Annotated in this window: 16 protein-coding genes; 9 read left to right on the top strand and 7 right to left on the bottom strand. The window is 71.2% G+C overall.

The window, feature by feature from the left end:
• Positions 1 to 171 precede the first annotated feature (171 nt).
• Genes GPA04_RS17600 through GPA04_RS17580 form a run of 5 tightly spaced genes read right to left on the bottom strand, consistent with a single transcriptional unit; the run spans position 172 to position 7,756 of the window.
• On the bottom strand, positions 172 to 1,215 hold the full coding sequence (locus tag GPA04_RS17600; RefSeq protein WP_156225524.1) for an enolase C-terminal domain-like protein: 1,044 nt from the start codon (positions 1,213 to 1,215) through the stop codon (positions 172 to 174).
• A complete protein-coding gene (locus GPA04_RS17595; protein ID WP_156225523.1) occupies positions 1,212 to 3,254 on the bottom strand; it encodes a right-handed parallel beta-helix repeat-containing protein in 2,043 nt (680 codons plus the stop codon). Before GPA04_RS17595 ends, GPA04_RS17600 begins: the two co-directional genes overlap by 4 nt.
• Positions 3,255 to 3,282: 28 nt before the next feature.
• On the bottom strand, positions 3,283 to 4,149 hold the full coding sequence (locus tag GPA04_RS17590; RefSeq protein ID WP_156225522.1) for a carbohydrate ABC transporter permease: 867 nt from the start codon (positions 4,147 to 4,149) through the stop codon (positions 3,283 to 3,285).
• Positions 4,146 to 6,116 (bottom strand): ABC transporter permease subunit, encoded by a 1,971-nt coding sequence (locus GPA04_RS17585; protein ID WP_156225521.1) that lies wholly within the window; start codon positions 6,114 to 6,116, stop codon positions 4,146 to 4,148. The genes GPA04_RS17590 and GPA04_RS17585 overlap by 4 nt, the downstream gene beginning before the upstream one ends.
• On the bottom strand, positions 6,113 to 7,756 hold the full coding sequence (locus GPA04_RS17580; RefSeq protein ID WP_162458654.1) for an ABC transporter substrate-binding protein: 1,644 nt from the start codon (positions 7,754 to 7,756) through the stop codon (positions 6,113 to 6,115). The genes GPA04_RS17585 and GPA04_RS17580 overlap by 4 nt, the downstream gene beginning before the upstream one ends.
• Positions 7,757 to 8,032: 276 nt before the next feature.
• On the opposite strand from GPA04_RS17580, the gene GPA04_RS17575 reads away from it, so the two are divergent.
• A complete protein-coding gene (locus tag GPA04_RS17575) occupies positions 8,033 to 8,761 on the top strand; it encodes a FadR/GntR family transcriptional regulator (protein ID WP_156225519.1) in 729 nt (242 codons plus the stop codon).
• Positions 8,762 to 8,794: 33 nt separating this feature from the next.
• On the opposite strand, the gene GPA04_RS17570 is transcribed toward GPA04_RS17575, so the two are convergent.
• Positions 8,795 to 11,113: a transglycosylase domain-containing protein gene (locus GPA04_RS17570; protein WP_241680893.1), complete on the bottom strand. Its 2,319-nt coding sequence runs from the start codon at positions 11,111 to 11,113 to the stop codon at positions 8,795 to 8,797.
• 435 nt (positions 11,114 to 11,548) lie between these two features.
• Here GPA04_RS17570 and GPA04_RS17565 point away from each other — a divergent pair, with 435 nt between their 5' ends.
• The 4 genes from GPA04_RS17565 (at position 11,549) to GPA04_RS17550 (ending at position 17,447) form a co-directional block, all read left to right on the top strand.
• Entirely contained in the window at positions 11,549 to 12,121 is a 573-nt protein-coding gene (locus GPA04_RS17565) for an NADPH-dependent FMN reductase (RefSeq protein ID WP_366464919.1), read from the top strand.
• On the top strand, positions 12,118 to 12,717 hold the full coding sequence (locus tag GPA04_RS17560; RefSeq protein WP_156225518.1) for a DNA topoisomerase subunit B: 600 nt from the start codon (positions 12,118 to 12,120) through the stop codon (positions 12,715 to 12,717). The genes GPA04_RS17565 and GPA04_RS17560 overlap by 4 nt, the downstream gene beginning before the upstream one ends.
• A 99-nt stretch (positions 12,718 to 12,816) precedes the next feature.
• On the top strand, positions 12,817 to 16,287 hold the full coding sequence (locus GPA04_RS17555; RefSeq protein ID WP_156225517.1) for a hypothetical protein: 3,471 nt from the start codon (positions 12,817 to 12,819) through the stop codon (positions 16,285 to 16,287).
• Between the two features lie 95 nt (positions 16,288 to 16,382).
• The gene (locus GPA04_RS17550; RefSeq protein WP_156225516.1) at positions 16,383 to 17,447 is read left to right on the top strand and encodes a LacI family DNA-binding transcriptional regulator; all 1,065 of its coding nucleotides are present in this window, start codon (positions 16,383 to 16,385) and stop codon (positions 17,445 to 17,447) included.
• 5 nt (positions 17,448 to 17,452) lie between these two features.
• On the opposite strand, the gene GPA04_RS17545 is transcribed toward GPA04_RS17550, so the two are convergent.
• Positions 17,453 to 18,271, bottom strand: a complete 819-nt coding sequence (locus GPA04_RS17545) for a carbohydrate-binding family 9-like protein (RefSeq protein ID WP_156225515.1) — start codon at positions 18,269 to 18,271, stop codon at positions 17,453 to 17,455.
• Between the two features lie 101 nt (positions 18,272 to 18,372).
• Between GPA04_RS17545 and GPA04_RS17540 the strand changes: the two genes are divergently transcribed.
• The 4 genes from GPA04_RS17540 (at position 18,373) to GPA04_RS17525 (ending at position 21,252) form a co-directional block, all read left to right on the top strand.
• On the top strand, positions 18,373 to 19,044 hold the full coding sequence (locus GPA04_RS17540; protein WP_156225514.1) for a PadR family transcriptional regulator: 672 nt from the start codon (positions 18,373 to 18,375) through the stop codon (positions 19,042 to 19,044).
• A gap of 7 nt (positions 19,045 to 19,051) precedes the next feature.
• Positions 19,052 to 20,140 carry an inositol-3-phosphate synthase gene (locus GPA04_RS17535; protein WP_156225513.1) on the top strand — a complete coding sequence of 363 codons (1,089 nt, stop codon included), beginning with the start codon at positions 19,052 to 19,054 and terminating at the stop codon, positions 20,138 to 20,140.
• An 87-nt stretch (positions 20,141 to 20,227) separates the two neighbouring features.
• A complete protein-coding gene (locus tag GPA04_RS17530; protein ID WP_156225512.1) occupies positions 20,228 to 20,890 on the top strand; it encodes an SRPBCC family protein in 663 nt (220 codons plus the stop codon).
• Positions 20,890 to 21,252 carry an ArsR/SmtB family transcription factor gene (locus GPA04_RS17525; protein ID WP_156225511.1) on the top strand — a complete coding sequence of 121 codons (363 nt, stop codon included), beginning with the start codon at positions 20,890 to 20,892 and terminating at the stop codon, positions 21,250 to 21,252. The genes GPA04_RS17530 and GPA04_RS17525 overlap by 1 nt, the downstream gene beginning before the upstream one ends.
• Positions 21,253 to 21,256 lie beyond the last annotated feature (4 nt).

Raw genomic sequence — 21,256 nt, 5'->3', positions numbered from 1 at the left:
TCCTTCGGTCTTGGCGGTCACGGTCTTTCCGTGACAGGAGGGTTCATGCGGTGCTTCTGGCTGCGCCGAAGGTTCGGACGCAAGCACAAGCCCCAGGAGTCTAGCCGATCGGCGCCGGCTGCTGAGACGCCGCACAGCCGCTCCGGCGCTGCGGTTCCGTGCAGCCGCGGGTCAGAGGTAGGCGTCCCAACCGATCCCGGGCACGTCGGCGGGGCGCACCACGCCGTCGGCCCCGACCAGCGGTTCGCGCACCACGGGGTTCGAGGTGACGAGCGACTCGTAGTACGTGGTGTTCGGCACCGCCATCGCGAGGTGGACGCTCTCGGGGCCGGACCCGTGCACCTCGGCCCGCAGCCCGAAGGACTCGGCCAGGTGCGCCACACGCAACGCACCGGTGAAGCCGCCCTTGAACATCGCACTGGTTCGTACGTAGGTGGCGCAGCCCGAACGGATCCAGTCGGCGGTGTTCCAGTGCGCGCCGTCGCTGGTCTCGGCCACCAGCAGCGGCACGTCACACCGCTCCGCGAGCCACTCGTAGGAGGTGATGCTCGCCTCACGCATCGGTTCCTCGTACCAGAGGTAGTCGGCGTCGGCGCAGGCGCGGCCCACGTGCAACGCGTCGGCGAGGTCGAACCCGGCGGAGCCGTCGTACATCAGCGGCACGTCATCACCGACGTGCTCCCGCAAGGCGGTCACGAGGGCGGCGTCGCGGCGCGCGTCGCCCCAGGCGTGCAGCTTGATCGCCTTGTACCCCAGCTCCAGGCACTGGGTGGCGACGTCGCAGAACTCCTCGACCGTGTCGAAGGTGACGGTCGACGCGTAGGCCTCGATCCCGGTCCGGGCCGTCCCGGCGAGCGCATGGGCCGGTATGCCGAGCGCGGTGCTGACCAGGTCCCACAGGGCGACGTCGACCACGCCGGGCACGTAGACGGGGAGCTCTTCGATCCGATCCATCTCCCAGATGCGGTGCCAGAGAGTCTCCCGCGCGAACGGGTCGGCCCCCAGCAGCTCCTGCCGCAGCCGGCGATTGACGAGGTCGGCGAGGATCACGCCGCGCACGCACCACGCCCGCCCGACGACGCCGTCGTCGGTCGTCAGCCGCAGCCAGGCCCCGGTGCGCGCGGGCTCGGAACCGGGCAGCCCGTCACGCCACCGGAAGGCGGGCGTGACGGCGGGCAGTTCGACCATCTCGACGTCGACGCGAACGATCTTCATTGCTGGCCCTCCTGGGCGGTTGTCGCGTTGTGCCGACGCGGCCCGACGTCGGTCAGGTCGGGCACGTGGATACCGTCCGCGAGGTCACCCGTGGCGCTGACGGTGCCGTCCTCGTGCACCACGAGCCCGGGATCGACGATGGTGGAGTGGCGGTCCCTGCCCTGCGCGCGCCACCGTTCGGTCGCATCCGTGAACGGGGCGTCGGGCTCGACCCGGTCGGGACGCCCGAAGGCGGCGACCACGGTCTGCGCACCGGTGCCCCAGATCTGGTTGAGGTCGCTCAGCACGCTCAGCTCCTCGATCCAGCCCTCGTCGCGGCTGACGAAGCCCGGCTTGTCGCCCACCACGAGGTTCCCGTGGAACGAGGCCGACACGTGCGGCTCGGGGCGCGTCAGCTTGACCTGCCCGCGCTCCCCGAAGGCGAGCACGTTGCCGCGCACGATGTTTTCGCGGCCGTAGTGCTGGTGGAACGCCTGCGTGGCTGTGCTGTGCACGACGTTCTCGCTGACCACCACGTGGGAGCTGCCCTCGTCGAGGTAGATGCCCCAGCCGCCGTAGTTGGCGCAGGCCACGTCGTGGACGAGATTGCGCCGCACGACCGTGCCCGGGGCGACGCCGAGCAGATAGATCCCGCCCATGTCCGACAGCAGCGGCCCGCCGAGGTGGTGGATCCGGTTCGCCTCGATGAGGTTGCCGTACGCGGCGCTCGGCTCGTACCCCCACACCCATCCCACCGACACGCCGGAGTAGGTCATGTCGTGGATGTGGTTGTGGACCACCGCGTTGTCGTGGCTGTCCCGGATCAGGACGCCCACGGCGCCCGGATAGACGCGGCCACCTGGGCCGATCTCGCAGTCGCTGATGCGGTTCCCGCTGGTCGCCGAGGGGTCCGAGGCAGCAGCGGCCGACGCCGCTGCGCCGTCCAGGTGCACGCCGCCCGCGCCGAGCTCGGTCAGGAGGCAGTGCTCCAGATGCAGACCCTGGACACCCTCGCGCGCGCACACGGCGTGCCCGTCGACGCGTCGGACCGTGCAGTCGGACATCGAGACGTCGACGGCGTAGCTCAGCTCGATAGCGCCGCTCACCCCGACCTCGGCCTGGGGCGAGGTCGCGAACTCGACGCCGTCGAGCATGTCCTGCTGGGGCAGCTTCCACACGCCGTCGACCTGCGTCGCGGCGGCGTGGGCGAGCTCGAACCCGGACCAGTGCACGTCCGTCACGGGTGCGGCAGCGGTGCCGCGTACCTCCACCAGGCGCACCGTCACCGGGACGACCACGTCGAGGTCCTCGGCGTGCTCACCGGCTGCCGGCGCGTACAGCACCTGCCGGTGCACGTGGTCGAGCACCCACTCACCGGGCACCTCACCCAGCGCGTCCATCACGTTCTCGAGCCGGAACCGCGCGTGGTCGGACCCGACGTCGTCGCGCAGCGCGAGCAGGCTGCGCCGCGAGCACGTCAGCGTCGCGGCGTCGACGTCCTGGCTCGCCACCGGCATCCGCTCCTGCACCCAGTAGTGCGGGACGAGGACCTCGACGATCTCGGGCCTGGTGAGCGCGCCGATCTGATCGCGGTCGTACCCGAACGTGCTTCCGCCGGCGAACAGCTCGATCAGGTCGGGGTGGGCCAGGACGGACTCGGCGTGCGTCATGGTGACCTCGCCCTCACGCGGCCATGCCGCCCGAGGGCGGCAGCGGCCATCGACGTACAGCGACCGCGGGTCGCCCTCGGGCAGGTCGGCGACCCACACGTCACCATCCGGGCCCACCGGCGACCAGCCCGTCAGCCGCCGACCGCCGTCGAGCACCGCGCTCCCGGGCGACGTCGCCACCCACGAGGTGTGCGAGTCCACGGCTTCCAGGAGCAGCGGTTCCGTCAGCGCGTACGTGCCGGGCGCCACGAGGACCGTGGCGTGCTCGTCACCGCGACGGCTCCGGCGGAGCAGGTCGCGAGCCTGCACAGGGGTGGCGACCGGGTCCTCGGCCGTGCCGGCACCATCGGCGCGCCCTCCCGGCGCGACGTGGACGGTCAGGGTTGTCACGGTCTCCTCCAGAGATGAGCGGTCGGGGTCATGCCTTGATCGCGCCCGACGTGACGCCGGCGACGAAGTACTTCATGCCGAACGCGAAGACGAGCAGCTGCGGGATCGTGGCGACCACGTAGCCGGCGGTCTGCACGCCGTAGTCGGGCCGGTTGCCGAACTGGCCGACGGACGGGTTGAACTGCTGCAGCGCCAGCAGCAGGGTCTGGTTGGCCTCGGTGAGGACGAGGCTGGGCCAGATGTAGTCGCCGTAGAAGGTGAGGAAGTTCAGGATCGCGACGGTCACGAGGATCGGCATCGCCAGCGGCACCGCGAGACGCAGCATGATCCGCAGCTCGGAGGCGCCGTCCACCCGGGCCGCCTCGAAGATCTCCACCGGCTGCGTGCGGAAGAACGTGGTGATGAGGAAGATCGCGAACGGCAGCCCCCCGGCCACGTAGAACACGATCAGGCCCCAGAGCGAGCCCAGCAGGTTCAGCTGGTCGGCGAGGATGAAGTTCGGGCTGAGCGTGATCACGGCGGGCACCGTCATCACGGCGAGGATCCCGTAGAAGATCACGTCCCGGCCCGGGAACTGCAGGCGGGCGAAGGAGTAGCTGGCCACCGTCGAGATGATCAGCAGCAACGCGATCGAGACGGCGCTGATCAGCAGCGTCCGGCCCATCGCCGGCAGCAGGCTGCCCAGCGCCGTGGTGAAGTTCCCGAGGTAGGGCGGGATCGGCAGCCTCCAGAAGTCGACGTAGATCGCCAGACCCGGCCGCAGCGACAGCACCACCATGAGCGCGATCAGGGCGAAGGACGCCACGGCCAGGGCGACCAGGGCCGCGTACTGGACGATGGTCGCCACCCTGACCGGCGGTCGAGGCCGCCCGGTGGAGCGGTTCGTGGTCCTCACGATGCCTCCAGCTCGTTGCGGCGGAACCGCAGGATCACCACGGAGATGGCGAGGAGACCGATCACCAGGATCGCCCCGATCGCCGAGGCGTAGCCGAGGTCGCCCTCGGCGATCCGCAGGTACATCTGCAGGGCCGGGACGTAGGTCGCCGTACCGGGTCCGCCGCGCGTGAGCAGGAACGTCGAGGCGAAGCCCTCGACCGCGCCCGTGACGGCGAAGAACGCGAGGATGCGGAACTGCGGGCGCAGGTGCGCGAGATCGATGTGACGGAACTGCAGCCAGCGTCCGGCGCCGTCGAGGGCCGCGGAGTCGTAGAGATCACGGTTGATCGCGATCAACCCACCGAGCAGGATCAGGAACGGGAAGGCCGCCAGGTAGGGGAAGCCGACAGCGATGACCGCGCCCAGCGCGGTGCCCTCGTCGGCCAGCCAGGCGCGCGTCCAGTCGTCGAGCCCGACCAGCCGCAACAGCTGGTTGAGCGCTCCGACGTCGGGGTCGTACACCCGCTTCCACAGCAGCGTGGTCACGAGGCCGGGCACGACGGTGGACATCACGAACACGGTGCGGAACACGTACTGCGTGGTGGACCGCTTCACCCAGTAGACGAGCTCGGCGGCCAGCAGCGGCACGGCGATCGTCTTGACCAGGCTCGCCACCGTGATGATCAGCATGTTCCACAGCCCGATGCGGAAGTAGCGGTCGTGGAACAGGATCTGGATGTAGTTGTCGAGACCGATGAACTCCGGCTCCAGCTCTCGCAGGCTGAAGTTGGTCAGCGAGTACCAGAGCGCGCTGGCCACCGGGTAGTAGCAGAAGACCAGCACGCCCAGGACCGCCGCGCCCACGAGGGCGTACCCGACCCGCCCGCCCCAGACCCGGCGGGCGAGCAGCCCGGCAGACCGACGGCGCACCGCGGTTCCCAGGCCCAGCAGCAGCGCCAGCGCCATCGCCGCCACGACGTTGCCGGCGATCCACCACGGCCGGACCGCGTCGCGGGCGACCGACTCCGCGACCTGGTCGACGTCGAAGGACAGCCAGCTGCCGTCCTCTCCCGCCAGGATGGTGCCGGCGGTGGTGTCGACCACGCCCCGGATCGGCGCGGCCATCAGGGTGCGTGAGCTGATCAGCCGTCCGTCGACGTCGAGCACGTGCAGCGCACCTCGCGAGTCGCCCACGAGGTAGTACTCGTGCTCGGGGTCCCACACCATCGCCGAGACCGATCCCGCCGAGACGCGAACCGATCCGAGCGCCTGCCCCGTGCTGTCGATCAGGTGGATGCGACCGTCCTGGTCGCCGACCGCGACCAGGCCGCGGTCCGGCACGGCGAGGACGGCGGTGACCGGCGCACCGAGTCCGACGAGCCAGGCCTCGGACCCCGCGTCGTCGACGGCGCCCACGCTTCCGTTGGTGGTCCCGTAGACCGCGTGCTCGCCCAGCACGGTGATCGCGCTGACCGTGTAGGCCGCACCGGCCGCACCCGCGTCACGACCGTCGGTCCACCGCGAGATCTGGTAGTCCCGCGAGTAGGCACCCGATCCTGACGCCGCGACCGTGGTCTGTGCGGCCTGCGCCAGCGCGACGACGCTGCCGTCGACCTCGGCACGATCGGTGACCTGCAGCCGTGGGTCGAGCCACAGCACCTCGCCCGTCGCCGTGCCGACGACGATGCTGCCCGGCTCGGCGGCGATCGCGCTGACCCGTGCGTCGAGATCGACCTCGACGACGACGGCGCCCTCACGGACGAGGCTCACCCTCGTCCCCAGGCCGGCGACCGCCACATCGGTGTCGTCCAGGGCCGCGACCGCGCCGATGTCGTCGATCTCCGCCGCAAAGGTGCGGACCTGCCCGGCTTGTGCGCGGGCGTGGTCCCATGCGAGGACGGCGAGGTTGCCGGCCACGGCGAGAGCCACGAGCAGTGCTGCGATCCACGCCGTCCTGCGCCGCCTGAGGGCGGGCAGCACGCTCACAGACCGCTGGGCCGACGTGCCGGGTTCTCGATGTCGGCCGTGCTCAGGCCGGCATCGGCGATCGTCTCGTCGATGTGGTCGGTGATGTAGTGCTGCAGCTGTGCGGCGTATTCCTGCGGCGTGGTCTTGCCCTGCAGCACGTCGTGGAACAGCTGCTTCTTGTCGGCGGCCTGCGAGGCCGGCCCACCGAACATCCAGAAGCCGTTGTAGTTGATCTCGGCGTTGCCTCGCGACTCCAGGGTCTCGAAGACGCTGTTGGCCTCGGGCTCCTCGAGGTTCGCGACCTCCAGAGGACCTCGGGGGACCCAGCTCCCCTCGGCCACCGTGGCGTCCAGGTAGGGCTGGTAGCCGGCGCTCGACAACCAGAACCGCGCGAAGTCGATCGCTGCCTCTGTCTGACCGTTCTGCTTGTCGACGACGCTGATGTACTCACCCGCGGCCGACTCCACGGCGCGGGGGATCGACGTCTGCACCAGTCCGCTCTGCATCGCGGGGTTCTCGAAGGTGCCCCACTCGAAGCTCTCGATCGACCCGGGCTCGAGCCCCAGCTCCGCCAGCCGCTCCGGCGTGATCGAGCTGAGGTCGTTGGCGATCTCGACCATCGACCACGAGCCGCTGGACATGATCGCCGTGCGCTGCTGCAGGAACGGCGCGTAGGCGTCGTCCAGCACGAACATGTCGTCGGTGGCGTACTGCGGGAAGACCTTGGTGAGGTTCGTGATCATCTCGACCATGCGGTCGGTGTCGTAGCGCAGCGTGCCGTCGCGCAGCGCCTGGTAGAACCGCTGCAGGTTGTAGGTGTAGGTGGAGTGCAGGTTGGGGTTCTCGGGGTCGAAGCTGAAGTCGGCGTCGACCTCGGGGTTGAAGTTCCAGTCGCCGTCCTGGGCGCGGACGGTCTCGACCCAGTCGGCGTGGTACTGGTCGAAGTAGACCTCGATGACCCACTGCGGCAGCTGGAACTCGAAGTTGATCGAGATCGGTGTCACGTCGTGCTCCTTGATCGCGGCGCACACGGCGATGAACTCCTCCCACGTGGTCGGCGGCTCGACACCCACCTCGGCGAAGATCGTCTTGTTGTAGTACCAACCGACGTGGACCGACTGCGAGGCCAGCATGATCAGCTCGCCCTGGGCGTTGACCGAGCGTGCGAAGTCGAAGTCGAGATCGGTGTCCCACGGGTTGCCGGTGTAGGGGTTCTCCTCGCCGCGGTGGGCGTCGAAGTTGACGAAGTTCGCGAAGGTCGGCACGTAGTTGCCCGACACCAGGTCGAGGCGGATCTCGTTGGCCGCGAGCTGCGTCCCCAGATAGGTCAGGTACTCGGCGCGCGGCTGCTCCTTGGTCTCCCAGACGATCGTGACGTCGGGCTGCACCTGGGCGTAGGCGTCGGTCAGCGCCTTCTTCGCGGCATCGTCGGGGTTCTGCTGGATGGCGACCACGACCTCCCCGCTCAGGGTTCCCGCCGGCGCCGTGGGGCTCGCGGACGGCTGGAAGCCGCCGTTGCTGTCGGAGCACCCGGTGAGAGCAGCGGCCAACGGGACGCCGGCGCCGAGCGCACCGGCGACCGCGAGGAAGCGGCGGCGCGGCAGCAGCCGGGAGACGGGGGACAGCGAGTTCGGCACAGGTCCGTCGTTACGGGTCACAAGAAGCTCCATCGGCTCAAGTTCTGGGGTGGGGGCGCACACGCAGATCAGACAGGATGTAGGACAACCACGTCCTGCCGGACGGGACACTATGGCGATTCAGGCGCGAGTGTCAAGTAGTCGTCCTACAAGTCTAGGATGTCGTGATGGCGACCGCACGTGGGCACGACCGCGGGAGCGAGCGCCGGGAGCTCCCGGTGCAAGCCACCCATCCGACGGTGGTGGCGGCCGCTAGCGTGAGCGGCACGACGACGATGACGAGGAAGCGGACCGATCATGGATGACCCCACCCGCAGCCGTGGCAGTGCGACCCAGGTCGTCATGACGTGGCTGATCGACCAGATCGCTGCCGGTGAGCTGCAGCCGGGGGACAGGGCCCCGGGCGAGGCCGAGGTCGCGCAGGCTCTGGCGGTCGGCAGGGGCACGGTGCGTGAGGCGATCCGTTCGCTCGCGACGATGGGCATCCTGGACACCCGGCACGGCGGCGGCAGCTACATCACCGATCTCGAGCCGGGGCGGATGTTCGCGCAGTTCGCCATCGCGCTCCAGGTCACGCCCGTGGACCGGATCGGAGAGCTCTCAGAGATCCGCCGCGTGCTGGAGTCGCACAGCGCAGCGATGGCTGCGGCGCGCATGACGGCCGAGGACTCGCTCGAGCTGCACCGCTTGCTCGATGCCTTCACCGCCGAGTCCGACCCCGAACGCATGGGCCAGATCGACACCGAGTTCCACCATCTCGTCAGCACCATCGGCGGCAACCGCACGCTGGCCGGCGTGGCCCGGACCTTCCACCGCCTGGGCGGGCGGTTCAACCTCTACTTCGTGCTCCCGCCCGAGGTCGCCAAGGGCACGACCGACCGGGCCCACCGTGCCGTGGTCGCCGCTCTCGACGCGCGCGACCCCGGTACGGCGGCCGCGGCCATGTCGGCGCACGTGCTGCGGACCGCGACGTGGCTGACCGAGCACATCCAGAACGCGCGCGGCGAGGAGTCCGGCGAGGCGTAGGCCCCGGCATCAGCCGATGGCCGACGGCGGAGCTCACCCACCGCCGTCGGCGTCGCCTTCGTCGGTGGGTTCGCTGGTTGGCTCGGCCGGCGTCGTCGTCGGCTCCTCCGGCGGTGGGGTCGTCGTCGGCTCTTCGGTCGGCTCCGGCGGCGGGGTCGTCGTCGGCTCCTCCGTCGGCTCCGGCGGCGGGGTCGTCGTCGGCTCCTCCGTGGTCGGCTCCTCCGTCGTCGGCTCCTCGGTGGTGGGCTCCTCCGTCGTCGGCTGCTGGGTCGGCTCGCGGCTGGGGGTCGACGGCGCGCTGCGCTGGGGGAAGTCCACGACCGGCAGGTCCGCGACCGCCTCGGTCATGTAGCTCGTCCAGATCGTCGTCGGCCAGGTGCCGCCGGCGATCGGGTCGACGCCACCGAACGGGGTGAGCACCTCCTCGGTGCCGTCCTCGGCCGGCTGGTAGAGCGCGACCGCCGTCGTCAGCTGCGGGACGAACCCGACGAACCACGCCGACCGGTAGTCCTGCGAGGACCCGGTCTTGCCGGCCGCGGGGCGGCCGATCTCGCTCGCGGTCTCGCCGGTGCCCTGCTCGACGACCTGGGTCATCGCGTACGTCGCGTCGGCGATGACCTGCTCGTCGACGACCTGCTCGCCCGGCTGGGCACCGGCGTACACGACCGTGCCGGCCGGGTCGGTCGCCTGCGCCACGATGAAGCTCTGGTGGCGTTCGCCGCCGGCGGCGATCGTCGAGTACGCCGTGACCATGTCGAGCGGGTGCGGCGAGGCCGAGCCCAGCACGTTCGAGGGCACCGGCTCCAGACCCGCCGTGTCCTCCGGGAGACCGAGACGCGTGGCGACGTCCAGCGTGTTCTCGGGTCCGACGTCGCAGTTGAGCTGCACGTACACGGTGTTGACCGAGTTCTCGGTGGCCTCGACGAGGTCGATGTTGCCGCGGTTGACGCGGTCGAAGTTGCGCACCGCCTGGTCGCCGTAGCACTCGAGCTCCATCGGCGAGTAGCTGGCGTAGCGCTCCTCGAGCGGCACCCCGCTCTCGAGCGCCGCGATCAGCGTGAAGGGCTTGAACGTCGAACCGCCCTGGGCCACGTCCTGCGTGACCCGGTTCCGGGACTCGCTCACGAAGTCGGGACCGCCGTACAGCGAGACGATGGCGCCCGTCGTCGGGTCCATCGACACCAGCGCGACCTTGAGGTTCTCCGGCGCGTCGTCGGGCAGGCCCTCCGCCGCGGTGACCGCCAGCTCCTGCAGGCGGGCGTCGATCGTGGTGACGATCTCGAGGCCACCGCCGTCGATGTCCGCCTCGCTGAGCTCGCCCCGGGTGATCAGCTCGGTGCGGACCATGTCGAGGAGGTATCCGGTCGGGCCACCGAGGGAGTCGGTCTGCTCGTTGGCGATCGTCTCCGGGTAGACGAGCGCGTCCCGGTCCGCCTGGGTGAGGAACCCGCCGTCGACCATGAAGTCGAGCGTGCGGTTCCAGCGCGCCTCGGCCTGCTCCGGGTCCACGGCCGGGTCCCAGCGCGAGGGCGAGGGGATGATCCCCGCCAGCAGCGCCGACTCGCTGACCGTCAGCTCGGTGGCGGGCTTGCCGAAGTAGGCCTGCGAGGCCGCCTCGACGCCGTAGGAGCCGCGCCCGAAGTAGATCGTGTTGAGGTAGTTGCCGAGGATCTCGTCCTTGCTCTGCTCCCGGTCGATCTTGAGCGCCAGGATGACCTCGCGGACCTTGTCCCCGTAGCCGGAGGTCTGGCCGGTGTAGTAGCGCTCGACGTACTGCTGCGTCAGGGTGGAGCCGCCCTGCGTCGGGTTCCCGCGCAGGTTGTTCCACAGCGCCCGCACCAGACCGATCGGGTCGATCCCGGAGTTGGAGTAGAACCGGCGGTCCTCGGAGGCGACCACCGCCTGGCCGACGTGGTCGGGCAGCGTGGCGGGGTCGATGATGTCCCGGTCGACCTCGGCGAACCTGCCCATCTCGCTCTCGCCGTCGGCGAAGTAGACGGTGCTGGACTCGGCGAGCGCGATGTCCTGCGCCTCCGGGACGTCCGTCGTGGCGTAGAAGTAGAAGAAGACGCCCGCGCCGAGCACGAACACACCCAGCGCCGAGACCAGCAGGAACCGCCAGCTCGGCAGCCAGCGACGGATCGGACCCTTGCCGCGGCGGGGGTAGTTCCAGAACTTCTTCTTGCCGTTCTTGCCGTTCTTGCCGGCGCCGCCGCTGCGCGCGGCGGTGCTCGTGCGTGCGGCCGGCTTCGACGCGGTCGTGCGCGAACCGGGAGCCTTCGGTCGCGACGCCGACCCGGTCGACGTCACGCTCCGACGGGTGGGGCCGGTCGGCTTGCGCTCGGACGGCACGCGATCTCGCTCTCGACGAAGGACAGGGGTGGCCAGGATCTGACCGGACCCAGTATGCGCACGGAGACGTCCGTCGCCGTGGAGCGGCCGGCAACCTTCACACGATCCCCGCTCCGGTTGCGACGCATCTCACCCCCGGGGAGCCGCGGGTTCGGCCGGCGTCACGGTTGCCATGCATGCCTCGGGCGCTATGGGGTACGGGGGTGGTGGCGATCCACGGCGCGACCGGTAGCCACGGATCACAACTGGTCCGATCCTCTAGACAATCGGGATCGGGCGTGGGCGACGGGTTCCGGCGCGGTCGAACGACTGGCCCTCTGCCGGGACCCGCCGTGTGTCACGACCCGTCGCCATCGACCCCGCTGCGCCAGGGTGCGGTCGGCCGTGCGCCCTCGGAGGTCGAGCGTCGTCGTGGACATGCTGTTCGATGGAGGCATGACCCCGCTGCGCATCGCCGTCGTCCTCGGAAGCACCCGTCCCGGCCGCAAGGGTGAGGCGGTCGCGCGCTGGGTGCTCGAGCAGGCGCAGGGGCGCGAGGCCGCCGAGTACGAGCTGGTCGACCTCAAGGCGTTCGACCTGCCGCTGCTGTGCGAGCCGACCGTGCCCGGCTCGGCCGACCGGCAGTACGAGGTGCCGCAGACGCGCGAGTGGAGCGCCACGGTCGACCGGTTCGACGGCTTCGTGTGGGTCACCCCGGAGTACAACCACGGGGTACCGGCGGCGATGAAGAACGCGCTCGACGTGCTGTACCCGGAGTGGGGGTACAAGGGCTTCGGCATCGTCTCCTACGGCTCCGATGGCGGCACCCGCGCCACCGAGCACTGGCGCGGCATCCTCGCCAACGTCATGGGCACCGTGGTGCGGCACCAGGTCGCGCTGTACGAGTTCCTCGACTGGGACGAGGACGGCGCGTTCGCCCCGACCGAGCGCCGCCCCGAGGAGCTCATGAACCTCCTCGACCTGCTCGAGCGCACCACCCGGGCCATCGCCCCGCTGCGGCGGTCATGACGGGTCCGCAGGCCTGGGCGACCACGACCCACGTCTGGGCTCACCCGGTCGACCGGGAGCACCTCGAGGCGATCCGCGCGAACCCGACCCGATACGCCGACGGCGTCACGCACCTCGTGCTCGAGGTCCTCGCCTACGCCGCCGAGGAGGCCGAGGCGAGGGGCCGGGCGGGGCGGTGCGACGTCGTCGTGCACGACGACGGGTCGATCTCGGTGACCGACGACGGCCGCGGCACCGAGACCCGCCGTGACGAGCAGGGTCGCGTCGTCCGCAAGCCGGTGATGGCGACCCGCGACGTCCGGTTCTTCGAGCAGGGCGCCCCGCGACTGGCCGACGGCCTGCCGCGTCACGGCATGTCGGTGGTCGCCGCGCTGAGCACCTGGTTGCGTCACACCAACCATCGCGGCGAGGGGTCCTGGACGCAGGAGTACCGCCACGGCGTCCCGGCGCAGGAGCTGCGTGAGGCCGAGCCCACCGGGGGCACCGGGACCACGGTGCACTTCCTGCCGGACCCCGGTTTCGGTCTGGCTGGCGAGCTCGACGCCACGCTGCTGACGGACCTCTGGCTCGACGTCCGCCTCCGCCGCGAGGGCTGAGACCCCGCGCGCCTGTTCAGTTCTGTTCAGATGCGTGCAACCCGGCAGCTCGGCTGTCACAGTCGGCGCAGCAGCCCGTCGCCGCCAAGGAGGTCCGTGATGAGGTCATGGTTCGTGCGCACCCGTGTGCGCTCCGTCCTGGGGAGCCTGCTCGCCGCGGCGCTGATCGGGACGGCCGCGACCGCCGGCGTCGCGACGCCCGCGCTGGCGGCCGCGGTGCCGGTCATCACCAACCCGAGCTTCGGTGCGGTCGGCGCGAACGGCATGCCCACCGGCTGGGGCACCTGGGCTCCCGCGGGCACCGCCCGCGTGACGGTCGACCAGACCGCCGGACCGACCGGTGGGCCTGCCGTCGCGATCACCTCGACCTCGGGCGCGACCGCCAGGCTCGCGCTCACCCAGCGCATCGACATCGATGCCTCGGTCGCACGCGAGCTCACGCTCACCGGCTGGGTGCGCGGCGACGGGCTCACGGGCGGTTTCAGCATGCTCCGCATCCAGGCCTGGAACGCGGCCGGGCAGGTCGTGCTGCCGGTGCGCTCCGGTCCCTACGTGACCGGCACCTTCGACTGGCGCACCTACTCGACCGACCTGGTGCTGCCGCCGGACGCGGCCCGCATCTCGATCGAGCCGATGCTCGACCGCGCGGGCGGGACCGTGTGGTTCGCCGACCTCAGCATCACCGAGACCGTCGGCGGCGGCACGCTCACGGCGTCACCGAGCGCGCGCGGGCCGGTCGAGCTCGCCTGGACCTTCGAGGACGACGTCGCCGACCGGTACGCCCTCTACCGCGCCGAGGGCTCCACGCCCCCGGCCGCGACCCCCGACCACGTGCTCAAGCACGCGCTCGCCCCCACGACCGCGGACGCCACCGCCGCCCCCGCGACCACGTACACCTACCTCGTGCAGGCGCTCGCCGCCGACGGCTCGGTGCTCGAGACCAGCCCGGCGGCCACGACCACCACCGCGAGCACGTTCGCCGACCGCACTGTCCTCAGCCTGGTCACGGCGCTGCAGCAGGGTGATGCCACGCACGTGAGCTGGGCCGTGGCCGACGGCGACCCGACCGTCGCCCTGTCGGTCCAGGTGGGCGACGCCGCGCCCGTGCCGGTGACCGGGTACGCGGGCAACCTCGAGACGTTCGCCGCCGCTCCCGGTTCCGACGTCGTCCTGCGCTCGGGCGGCACCGAGCTGGCCCGCGCGGCGGTCGGTGCCGAGCAGCACCCGCGCACGCTGGTCGATGCCGACGTCGTGGCGCGGATCCAGGCCGACCTGGCCGCCGGCGCCCCGACCGTCAGCGGCGCCTGGGACGCGCTCCTCGCCCGCCTCGACGGCACCGGTGCCCCCTACCCCGGCTCGGCGACCGAGCTCTACCGCGCCCGCGACGCCGCCTTCGCCTACGCGGTCACCGGCGATCCCGACTACGCCCAGCAGGCCTACGACGCCGTCATGGCCGGGGCGGACTGGATCGTGGCGCGCGAGACCAACATGGGTCTGGAGCTCGGGCGCGGCGCCCTCAACCTGGCCCCGGCCTACGACCTCGCCCACCAGGGCTGGACCGAGGCCCAGCGTGCCGACGTCCGCGACCTGATGACGAAGACCACCGACCTGCTCTCGACCTACCACCACGACACCCTCGACGGCGCCGACCGCGCGTCCAACTGGGTCGCCGTCACCCACGGCACCGAGCTCGCGCTGCTGCTCGCCGCCCGCGGCGACGGTGACTTCGGCACCCATGACGAGCGGATCACCTACCTGATCAACCAGGTGGCACGGCACCTGCAGGACGGCTACACCGAGACCGGCTGGACGCAGGAGGGCTGGGACTACTTCCACTACGCCCAGCTGTACCTGTTCCCCGCGCTGTTCATGACCCGCGACGCCGGCGTGCTCGCGCTGGACGCCCCGCTCGCCGCGGTCGACTTCTGGAACCTCGCGCTGCACGTCGTCTCCTCCCGGGCCGCGGGCGACGTGCTCCAGTTCGGGGTGTCCGGCCCGAGCAACCAGGTCAGCGGCACCTTCCCGCTGCTGTTCCCGACCGCATCGGCGGACGCGCTGCCCGGGCTGGTGCACCTGTACGACGAGCTGCAGGGCGTCGACTCCACCAGCGTGGCCTTCGACGACGTGCACAGCATGTTCGCGGTCCTCTACTACCCGGAGGGCGTGAGCGACGACCCGGCGGACCTCGGTGCGCCGGCCGCGCACACGGCGCTGCTCGACGACGAGGCAGGCTTCTACGCGTTCCGCTCGGAGTACGCCGGCGTCGACGACACGCTGATCTCCACCTCGAACCGCAACCTCCAGCACAAGGGGTGGTCGGCGGCGGAGACGTTCGCGCTGTCGTGGATGAGCCACGACACCTCGTGGACCCTGCAGGGCGGCAAGGTCCAGGACCCGCTGCTGTGGAGCAAGCCGCTCGTCGACGGTGAGCTGGAGCCGTACGCCAACCAGTACGAGACGGTGCGGGGCGAGGGCATCACCCTGGCGTCCCGCTCGTTCGACGGCCAGGGCGGCGGGTACGTCCACCTCGACGGGTCGGCGAACTTCGAGGTCTCGACGGCGGAGCGCGAACAGGTCGTCGACCTCGCCCAGGGCGGCGCCGCAGACGCGATCGTCGCGATCCACGACACCTTCGCCGACGTCGAGTCCCACGACTGGGACTGGCAGCTGCGACCCGAGGACTCCGTGGCCGTCGCGACCTTCCCCGACAGCGCCGCCCACGAGCCGCTGTTCACGTTCACGAGCAGCGACGGTGCGACGCTCTCCGGGTTCGTCCCCGACCGGGACGGCCTGCAGGTGCAGGTCATCGACCACACCCTCCGGCTCACCCGCACCGGCACCTCGGCCGAGTTCGGGATCGTGCTCGCGACGGCGGCCGGGCCGCTGACGGCTGAGGTCGTCGACGGCGTCCTCATCCTCGACGACCGCGTCATCGACGTCACCGACCTCGGCTCGGTCGGGAACGGCTTCGCACCGGCCGACGACGGCGCCACGCAACCCCCCGCCGTCGGCGTGCTGAGCAGCGACAACGGCTGGGACACCGGGCTGCAGGACGGTGACTACACCATCACCATGAACCTGTGGTGGGGCAGCAACGCCAGCCGCGTGCACCTGTACGAGGACGGCCGGCTCATCGCGTCCGAGCGCGTGCAGCCCGCCACCCCGGGCGCCCAGCGCGTCACGTTCCCGGTGGCTGGACGCACCAACGGCAGCTACGTCTACACGGCCGAGCTCGTCAACGGTGCGGGTCGGACGACGACGGCGCCGCTCACCGTGAGGGTCACGCACGCCTCCCCCGGCACGCCCGTGCTCAGCCATGACAACCGGGACGGCGACGGCTCGTTCACGGTGACCGCCGACCTGTGGTGGGGCACCAACGCCGACCGCTACCGGCTCTACCAGGACGACGTGCTCGTGGCCGAGGGCGACCTCGTGGCGGCGACGCCCGCGCACCAGCGGGTCACCTACGGCGCGCAGGCGCTGGCGCCGGGCAGCTACGTCTACCGCGTCGAGTGGATCAACGCGGCGGGGACCACGGAGTCGGCACCGATCACCGTCAGGGTCCGCTGAGAGGGCTCGTCGTCGAGGTCGACGCCCGTGGTCGAGACCGGTCCGCGGTTTCGATCCCGTACGCCGGTCCCGGCGAGCCTGCGCACAATGTCCGCATGCTCCCGGCCGAGAGGCGTGCCCGACTCCTGCGCGAGCTGCGCGTGCACGGCACGGTCCGCACCGAGGAGTTCGCGGCGAACATCGGCGCCTCGGGCATGACGATCCGGCGGGACCTGGCCGATCTCGAGGCGGCCGGGCTCCTGCACCGGGTGCACGGAGGCGCGGTGGCGCCGAGCGAGCACGGGCTCGCGCCCCGGGTGAGCGCGCCGGTCGCCACGATCGGGATGGTGGTGCCGTCGGCGACCTACTACTTCCCGGAGGTGATCCGCGGCACCCGCGCTGCGTTGGGCGATGCCGGCGCCCGCCTGATCCTGGCCGTCTCGGACTACTCGGCCGCGCGGGAGCGTGAGCAGATCGGTCGGCTGCTGGCACGCGGCGTGGACGGGCTGCTGGTCACGCCGGCCAGCCATGCGGCCGACGACCCCATGACCTACGAGCTGCTCGCGCAGGCGCCCGCCGCCGTCGTGGTCATGGAGCGCAGCCTCGACGGCTCCCCGTGGCACGGCGCGCTCGAGGTCGTGCGTTGCGACCACGAGGTCGGCGGCGTGCTGGCGGCCGAGCACCTGCTCGCGACCGGGTGCACCAGGATCGTGGTGGCGACCCGGACCGGCCCGACGGCGCCGCTGGTCCGGCGCGGCGTCGCACGCGCCGCGGCCGCGGCCGGGCTGGAGACCGTGGCGCTCACGCTGCCCTCGGCCGACGCCCCGCCCGCAGCCCTGCAGGAGACGCTGCGCGACCTGGTCGCCCGCTGCACCTCGGCTGAGGTCGACGGCGTCGTCGTGGTCCCGGACGAGGTGGCCATCGGGTTGGTGGACGCCGCCGAGGACGCCGGGATCGCCGTCCCCGACGACCTCGCGGTGGTGGCCTACGACGACGAGGTCGCCGCACTCTGCGCCACCCCGCTGACCGCGGTGGCACCGCCGCGCCGCGAGGTCGGCGAGACCGGCGCACAGCTGTGCCTGCGCCGCGTGATGTCCCGGCTGCGTGCGAGCGCGCCGCACGCGTGGGCCCGGATGGAGCTCACACCCGAGCTGAGGATCCGGTCCACCACCCGCGGCTGAGCACCTCAGACGGGACGGTCGCTGATCTCGACCTGCGTGAACAGCTCGGGCACGTGGGAGTCCCACACCCCGTGCGGGCTCCACACCCAGCCGCCGGAGTCGCGCGCCGGCGGTGCAGCCCGGTAGGTGTTGAAACGCGACAGATCCATGGGCCAGACGTCGCCCGGTCGGGGCGGCAGGGCGATGTCGTGCCCATGGGTGAGCACGCTCAGCGACGCCCACGGCACCGCGATCTCGACCGTCCAGCCTCGGTCCCGGTCGCTGCTGTCGTTGAGGGTCCCGTCGACGGCGACGGCCACCTCCAGGCCGGGCAGGTCCCACCGGAAGAAGCCCTCCCGACCCCCGCGCGGGTGATCGAGGCCCACACCACCGAACGGCTGGTGGCCGACGCTGCCCGGCGCCAGCCCCGGCAGGGCGTCGTAGCCGGCGCTCCGGTAGGCGTCGGACCAGACGAACAGCGCCTCGTAGATCGTGCCGAGCGCGTTGACCTCGAGCTCGTAGTAGGCGTCCGGCCCGCCGATGAAGAGCTCGACGTCGTTGCCCTCGTACACCAGCCCGTCGCGCTCGCTGATGGTCGCCTCGACGAACGGCTCCTCGACCCAGAAGCCGACGTAGAGATGCTGCTCGTCCCACAGGATCGCGGCCTCGGTGGCGTGCACCGCCTCGGTCCCGTGCACCATGTCGCGGAAACGAGGCGATCGGGGAGCCCGCTGCCAGGCCGGCTCGTCCAGCCGACCGTCGATGACGAGCGGCTCCTCGACCCGGAGCGCCTGGTAGCGCTCGATCTGCTCCTGCGGCCAGGGGAACGGCCAGCTCTGCGTCATGGCCGGACCCTAGCGGTCCCGGGCGGATGACGGCCGAGCGCGGTCTGTGGTTCACTGACCCTCTCGACCGATGTATCAGGTCGATACATCGAAAGGTGATGATGCGCGCACGTTCCGACGTCCTCGAGCTGGCGATCCTCGGCCAGCTGCAGGACACACCCCTGCACGGCTACGAGCTGCGCAAGCGGCTCAACGCCACGCTCGGGATGGTGCGCGCACTCTCCTACGGCTCGCTGTACCCCGCGCTCAAGGCGCTGACGGCGGCGGGCCACATCGAGGCGATCGATACCGCCGACCTCCCCCACGCGCTGGCCGGCAAGCGGACGCGGATCGTCTACCAGCTCACCGCCGAGGGCAAGGAGCGTCTCGCCAGCACCCTCGGCGCGGCAGGCCCGGACGCCTGGGAGGACGAGAACTTCGACGTGCGGTTCTCGCTGTTCGCCGAGGTGTCGCCGGAGGTCCGGCTGCGGGTCCTCGAGGGCCGACGCATGCGGATGCTCGAACGACGCGAAGACATGCGGCAGCACATGCAGGCGGGCCGCGACCGTCGCGACGCCTGGACGCTCGAGCTGCAGCGCCACGGGCTGGAGCAGATCGACCGCGAGGTCGGCTGGCTCGAGGACCTCATCACCAGCGAGCGCCGCCACACCCACGAGGCCGGCCCCGGCGCACCCCGCACCGACGCACCCGGCACCACCCGACCCAGCACCACGACCAACCCCGCAGAACCACCCGACCCGACGGCTCCGCCGTCGGACCTCACCAAGGAGTAACCGCAGAATGGGTTCAATCCGAGTCGCCATCGCCGGCGTGGGCAACTGCGCCAGCTCGCTCGTCCAGGGCGTCCAGTTCTACGCCGACGCCGATCCCCGCGCGAAGGTCCCCGGCCTCATGCACGTCGAGTTCGGCGAGTACCACGTGCGGGACATCGAGTTCGTGGCGGCGTTCGACGTCGACGCCAAGAAGGTCGGGTTCGACCTGTCCGAGGCGATCTCCTCGAGCGAGAACAACACGATCAAGATCGCCGACGTGCCGCCGCTGAACGTGCCCGTGCAGCGCGGGCACACCCTCGACGGCCTCGGCAAGTACTACCGCGAGACGATCACCGAGTCCGACTCCGAGCCCGTCGACGTGGTGCAGGCGCTGCGCGACGCGCGGGCCGACGTGCTGATCTGCTACCTGCCGGTCGGGTCCGAGGCGGCCGCGAAGTACTACGCGCAGGCCGCGATCGACGCCGGTGTGGCGTTCGTCAACGCGCTGCCCGTGTTCATCGCCGGCACCCCCGAGTGGGCGGAGAAGTTCCGCGCGGCGGGCGTGCCGATCGTCGGCGACGACATCAAGTCGCAGGTCGGCGCGACCATCACGCATCGCGTGCTCGCCAAGCTCTTCGAGGACCGCGGCGTGGTGCTGGACCGCACCTACCAGCTCAACGTCGGCGGCAACATGGACTTCAAGAACATGCTGGAGCGCGACCGGCTGGAGTCGAAGAAGGTCTCCAAGACCCAGGCGGTCACCTCCAACCTCCACGACGGCCCGCTGGCGGGCAAGAAGGAGGACCGCAACGTCCACATCGGCCCCAGCGACTACGTGGCGTGGCTCGACGACCGCAAGTGGGCGTACGTGCGCCTCGAGGGCCGCGCCTTCGGCGAGGTCCCGCTCAACCTGGAGTACAAGCTCGAGGTCTGGGACTCCCCCAACTCGGCAGGCATCATCATCGACGCCCTCCGCGCCGCCAAGATCGCCAAGGACCGCGGCATCGGGGGACCGATCCTGTCGGCGTCGAGCTACTTCATGAAGAGCCCGCCCGAGCAGTACGACGACGAGACCGCTCGCGCCAAGGTCGAGGCCTTCATCCGCGGCGAGGAGTGACCGCGTAGCGGCGGAGGTCCGATCTCGAGCACGGCCTGCCCGAGATTCGGTCTTGACTTATATAAGTGGGGCCTTCAGGATAGGTGCATGAGCGAAGCACAGGTTCCCGAGCACACCGTCAGCTACACCACCCGCGACGGCGAGGACGTCGCCGTCGTCGAGGTGCTGCGCACCTACCCGGGCGAGGTCACCGACGTCTGGGACGCCCTGACCAACGCCGAGCGGCTGCCGCGCTGGTTCCTGCCGGTCAGCGGCGAGCTGAGGCTCGGTGGGCGCTACCAGCTGGAGGGGAACGCGGGCGGCACGGTCACCAGCTGCGACCCGCCGCACGCGTTCGCCTCGACGTGGGAGCTCGGCGACTTCACGAGCTGGCTCGCCGTCGAGCTGATCCCCGACGGCGAGGACCGCACCACGGTGCGCCTCGCGCACACCGTGGCCACCGACAACGACCACTGGCGCCAGTTCGGGCCCGCCGCCGTCGGGATCGGGTGGGACCTCGGCTTCTACGGTCTGGGACTGCACCTGAGGACCGGCGCCGATCTCGACCCTGAGGCCGAGCAGATGTGGAGCATGAGCCGCGAGGGCGTCGACTACATCACGGCGTGCGCCGAGGCCTGGCGCGCCGCGGACACTGCCGCCGGCGCCGACGAGGGCGAGTCCCGCGCTCGCGCCGACGCCTGCGTGCGGTTCTACACCACCCTGCCCGAGGAGGCGGGCGCCGGCGACCCCACGGCAGGCGCACCCGCCTGATGCACGCGTTCGACGTCCTCGGCGACCCGGTCCGCCGCCGCATCCTGGAGCTGCTCGCCGACGGCGAGACCTCCTCGGGCGAGGTGGCGCAGATCGTCAGGCGCGAGTTCGGCATCAGCCAGCCCGCCGCGAGCCAGCACCTGCGGGTGCTGCGCGAGAGCGGCTTCGCCACCGTGCGCCCCGAGGGCACGCGCCGGCTGTACAGGATCGACCGGGCGGGCTTCGTGGCGGTCGACGCCTACCTCGACCAGCTCCGCGCCGGGTGGTCGCGTCACCTCGACGCGCTCGGCACCGAGCTCGCCCGCGGTCGGCGCGAGCGCCGCAGCGCGGCACCCGAGCAGCCCGAGCCCGAGCAGCCCTGACCGG

Source organism: Pseudactinotalea suaedae, from assembly GCF_009733815.1.
In the GTDB taxonomy this organism is placed as follows: Bacteria; Actinomycetota; Actinomycetes; order Actinomycetales; family Beutenbergiaceae; genus Pseudactinotalea; species Pseudactinotalea suaedae.
The sequence above is the reverse complement of the archived record's forward strand: the minus strand, read 5'-3'. Positions and strand labels throughout refer to the sequence as shown.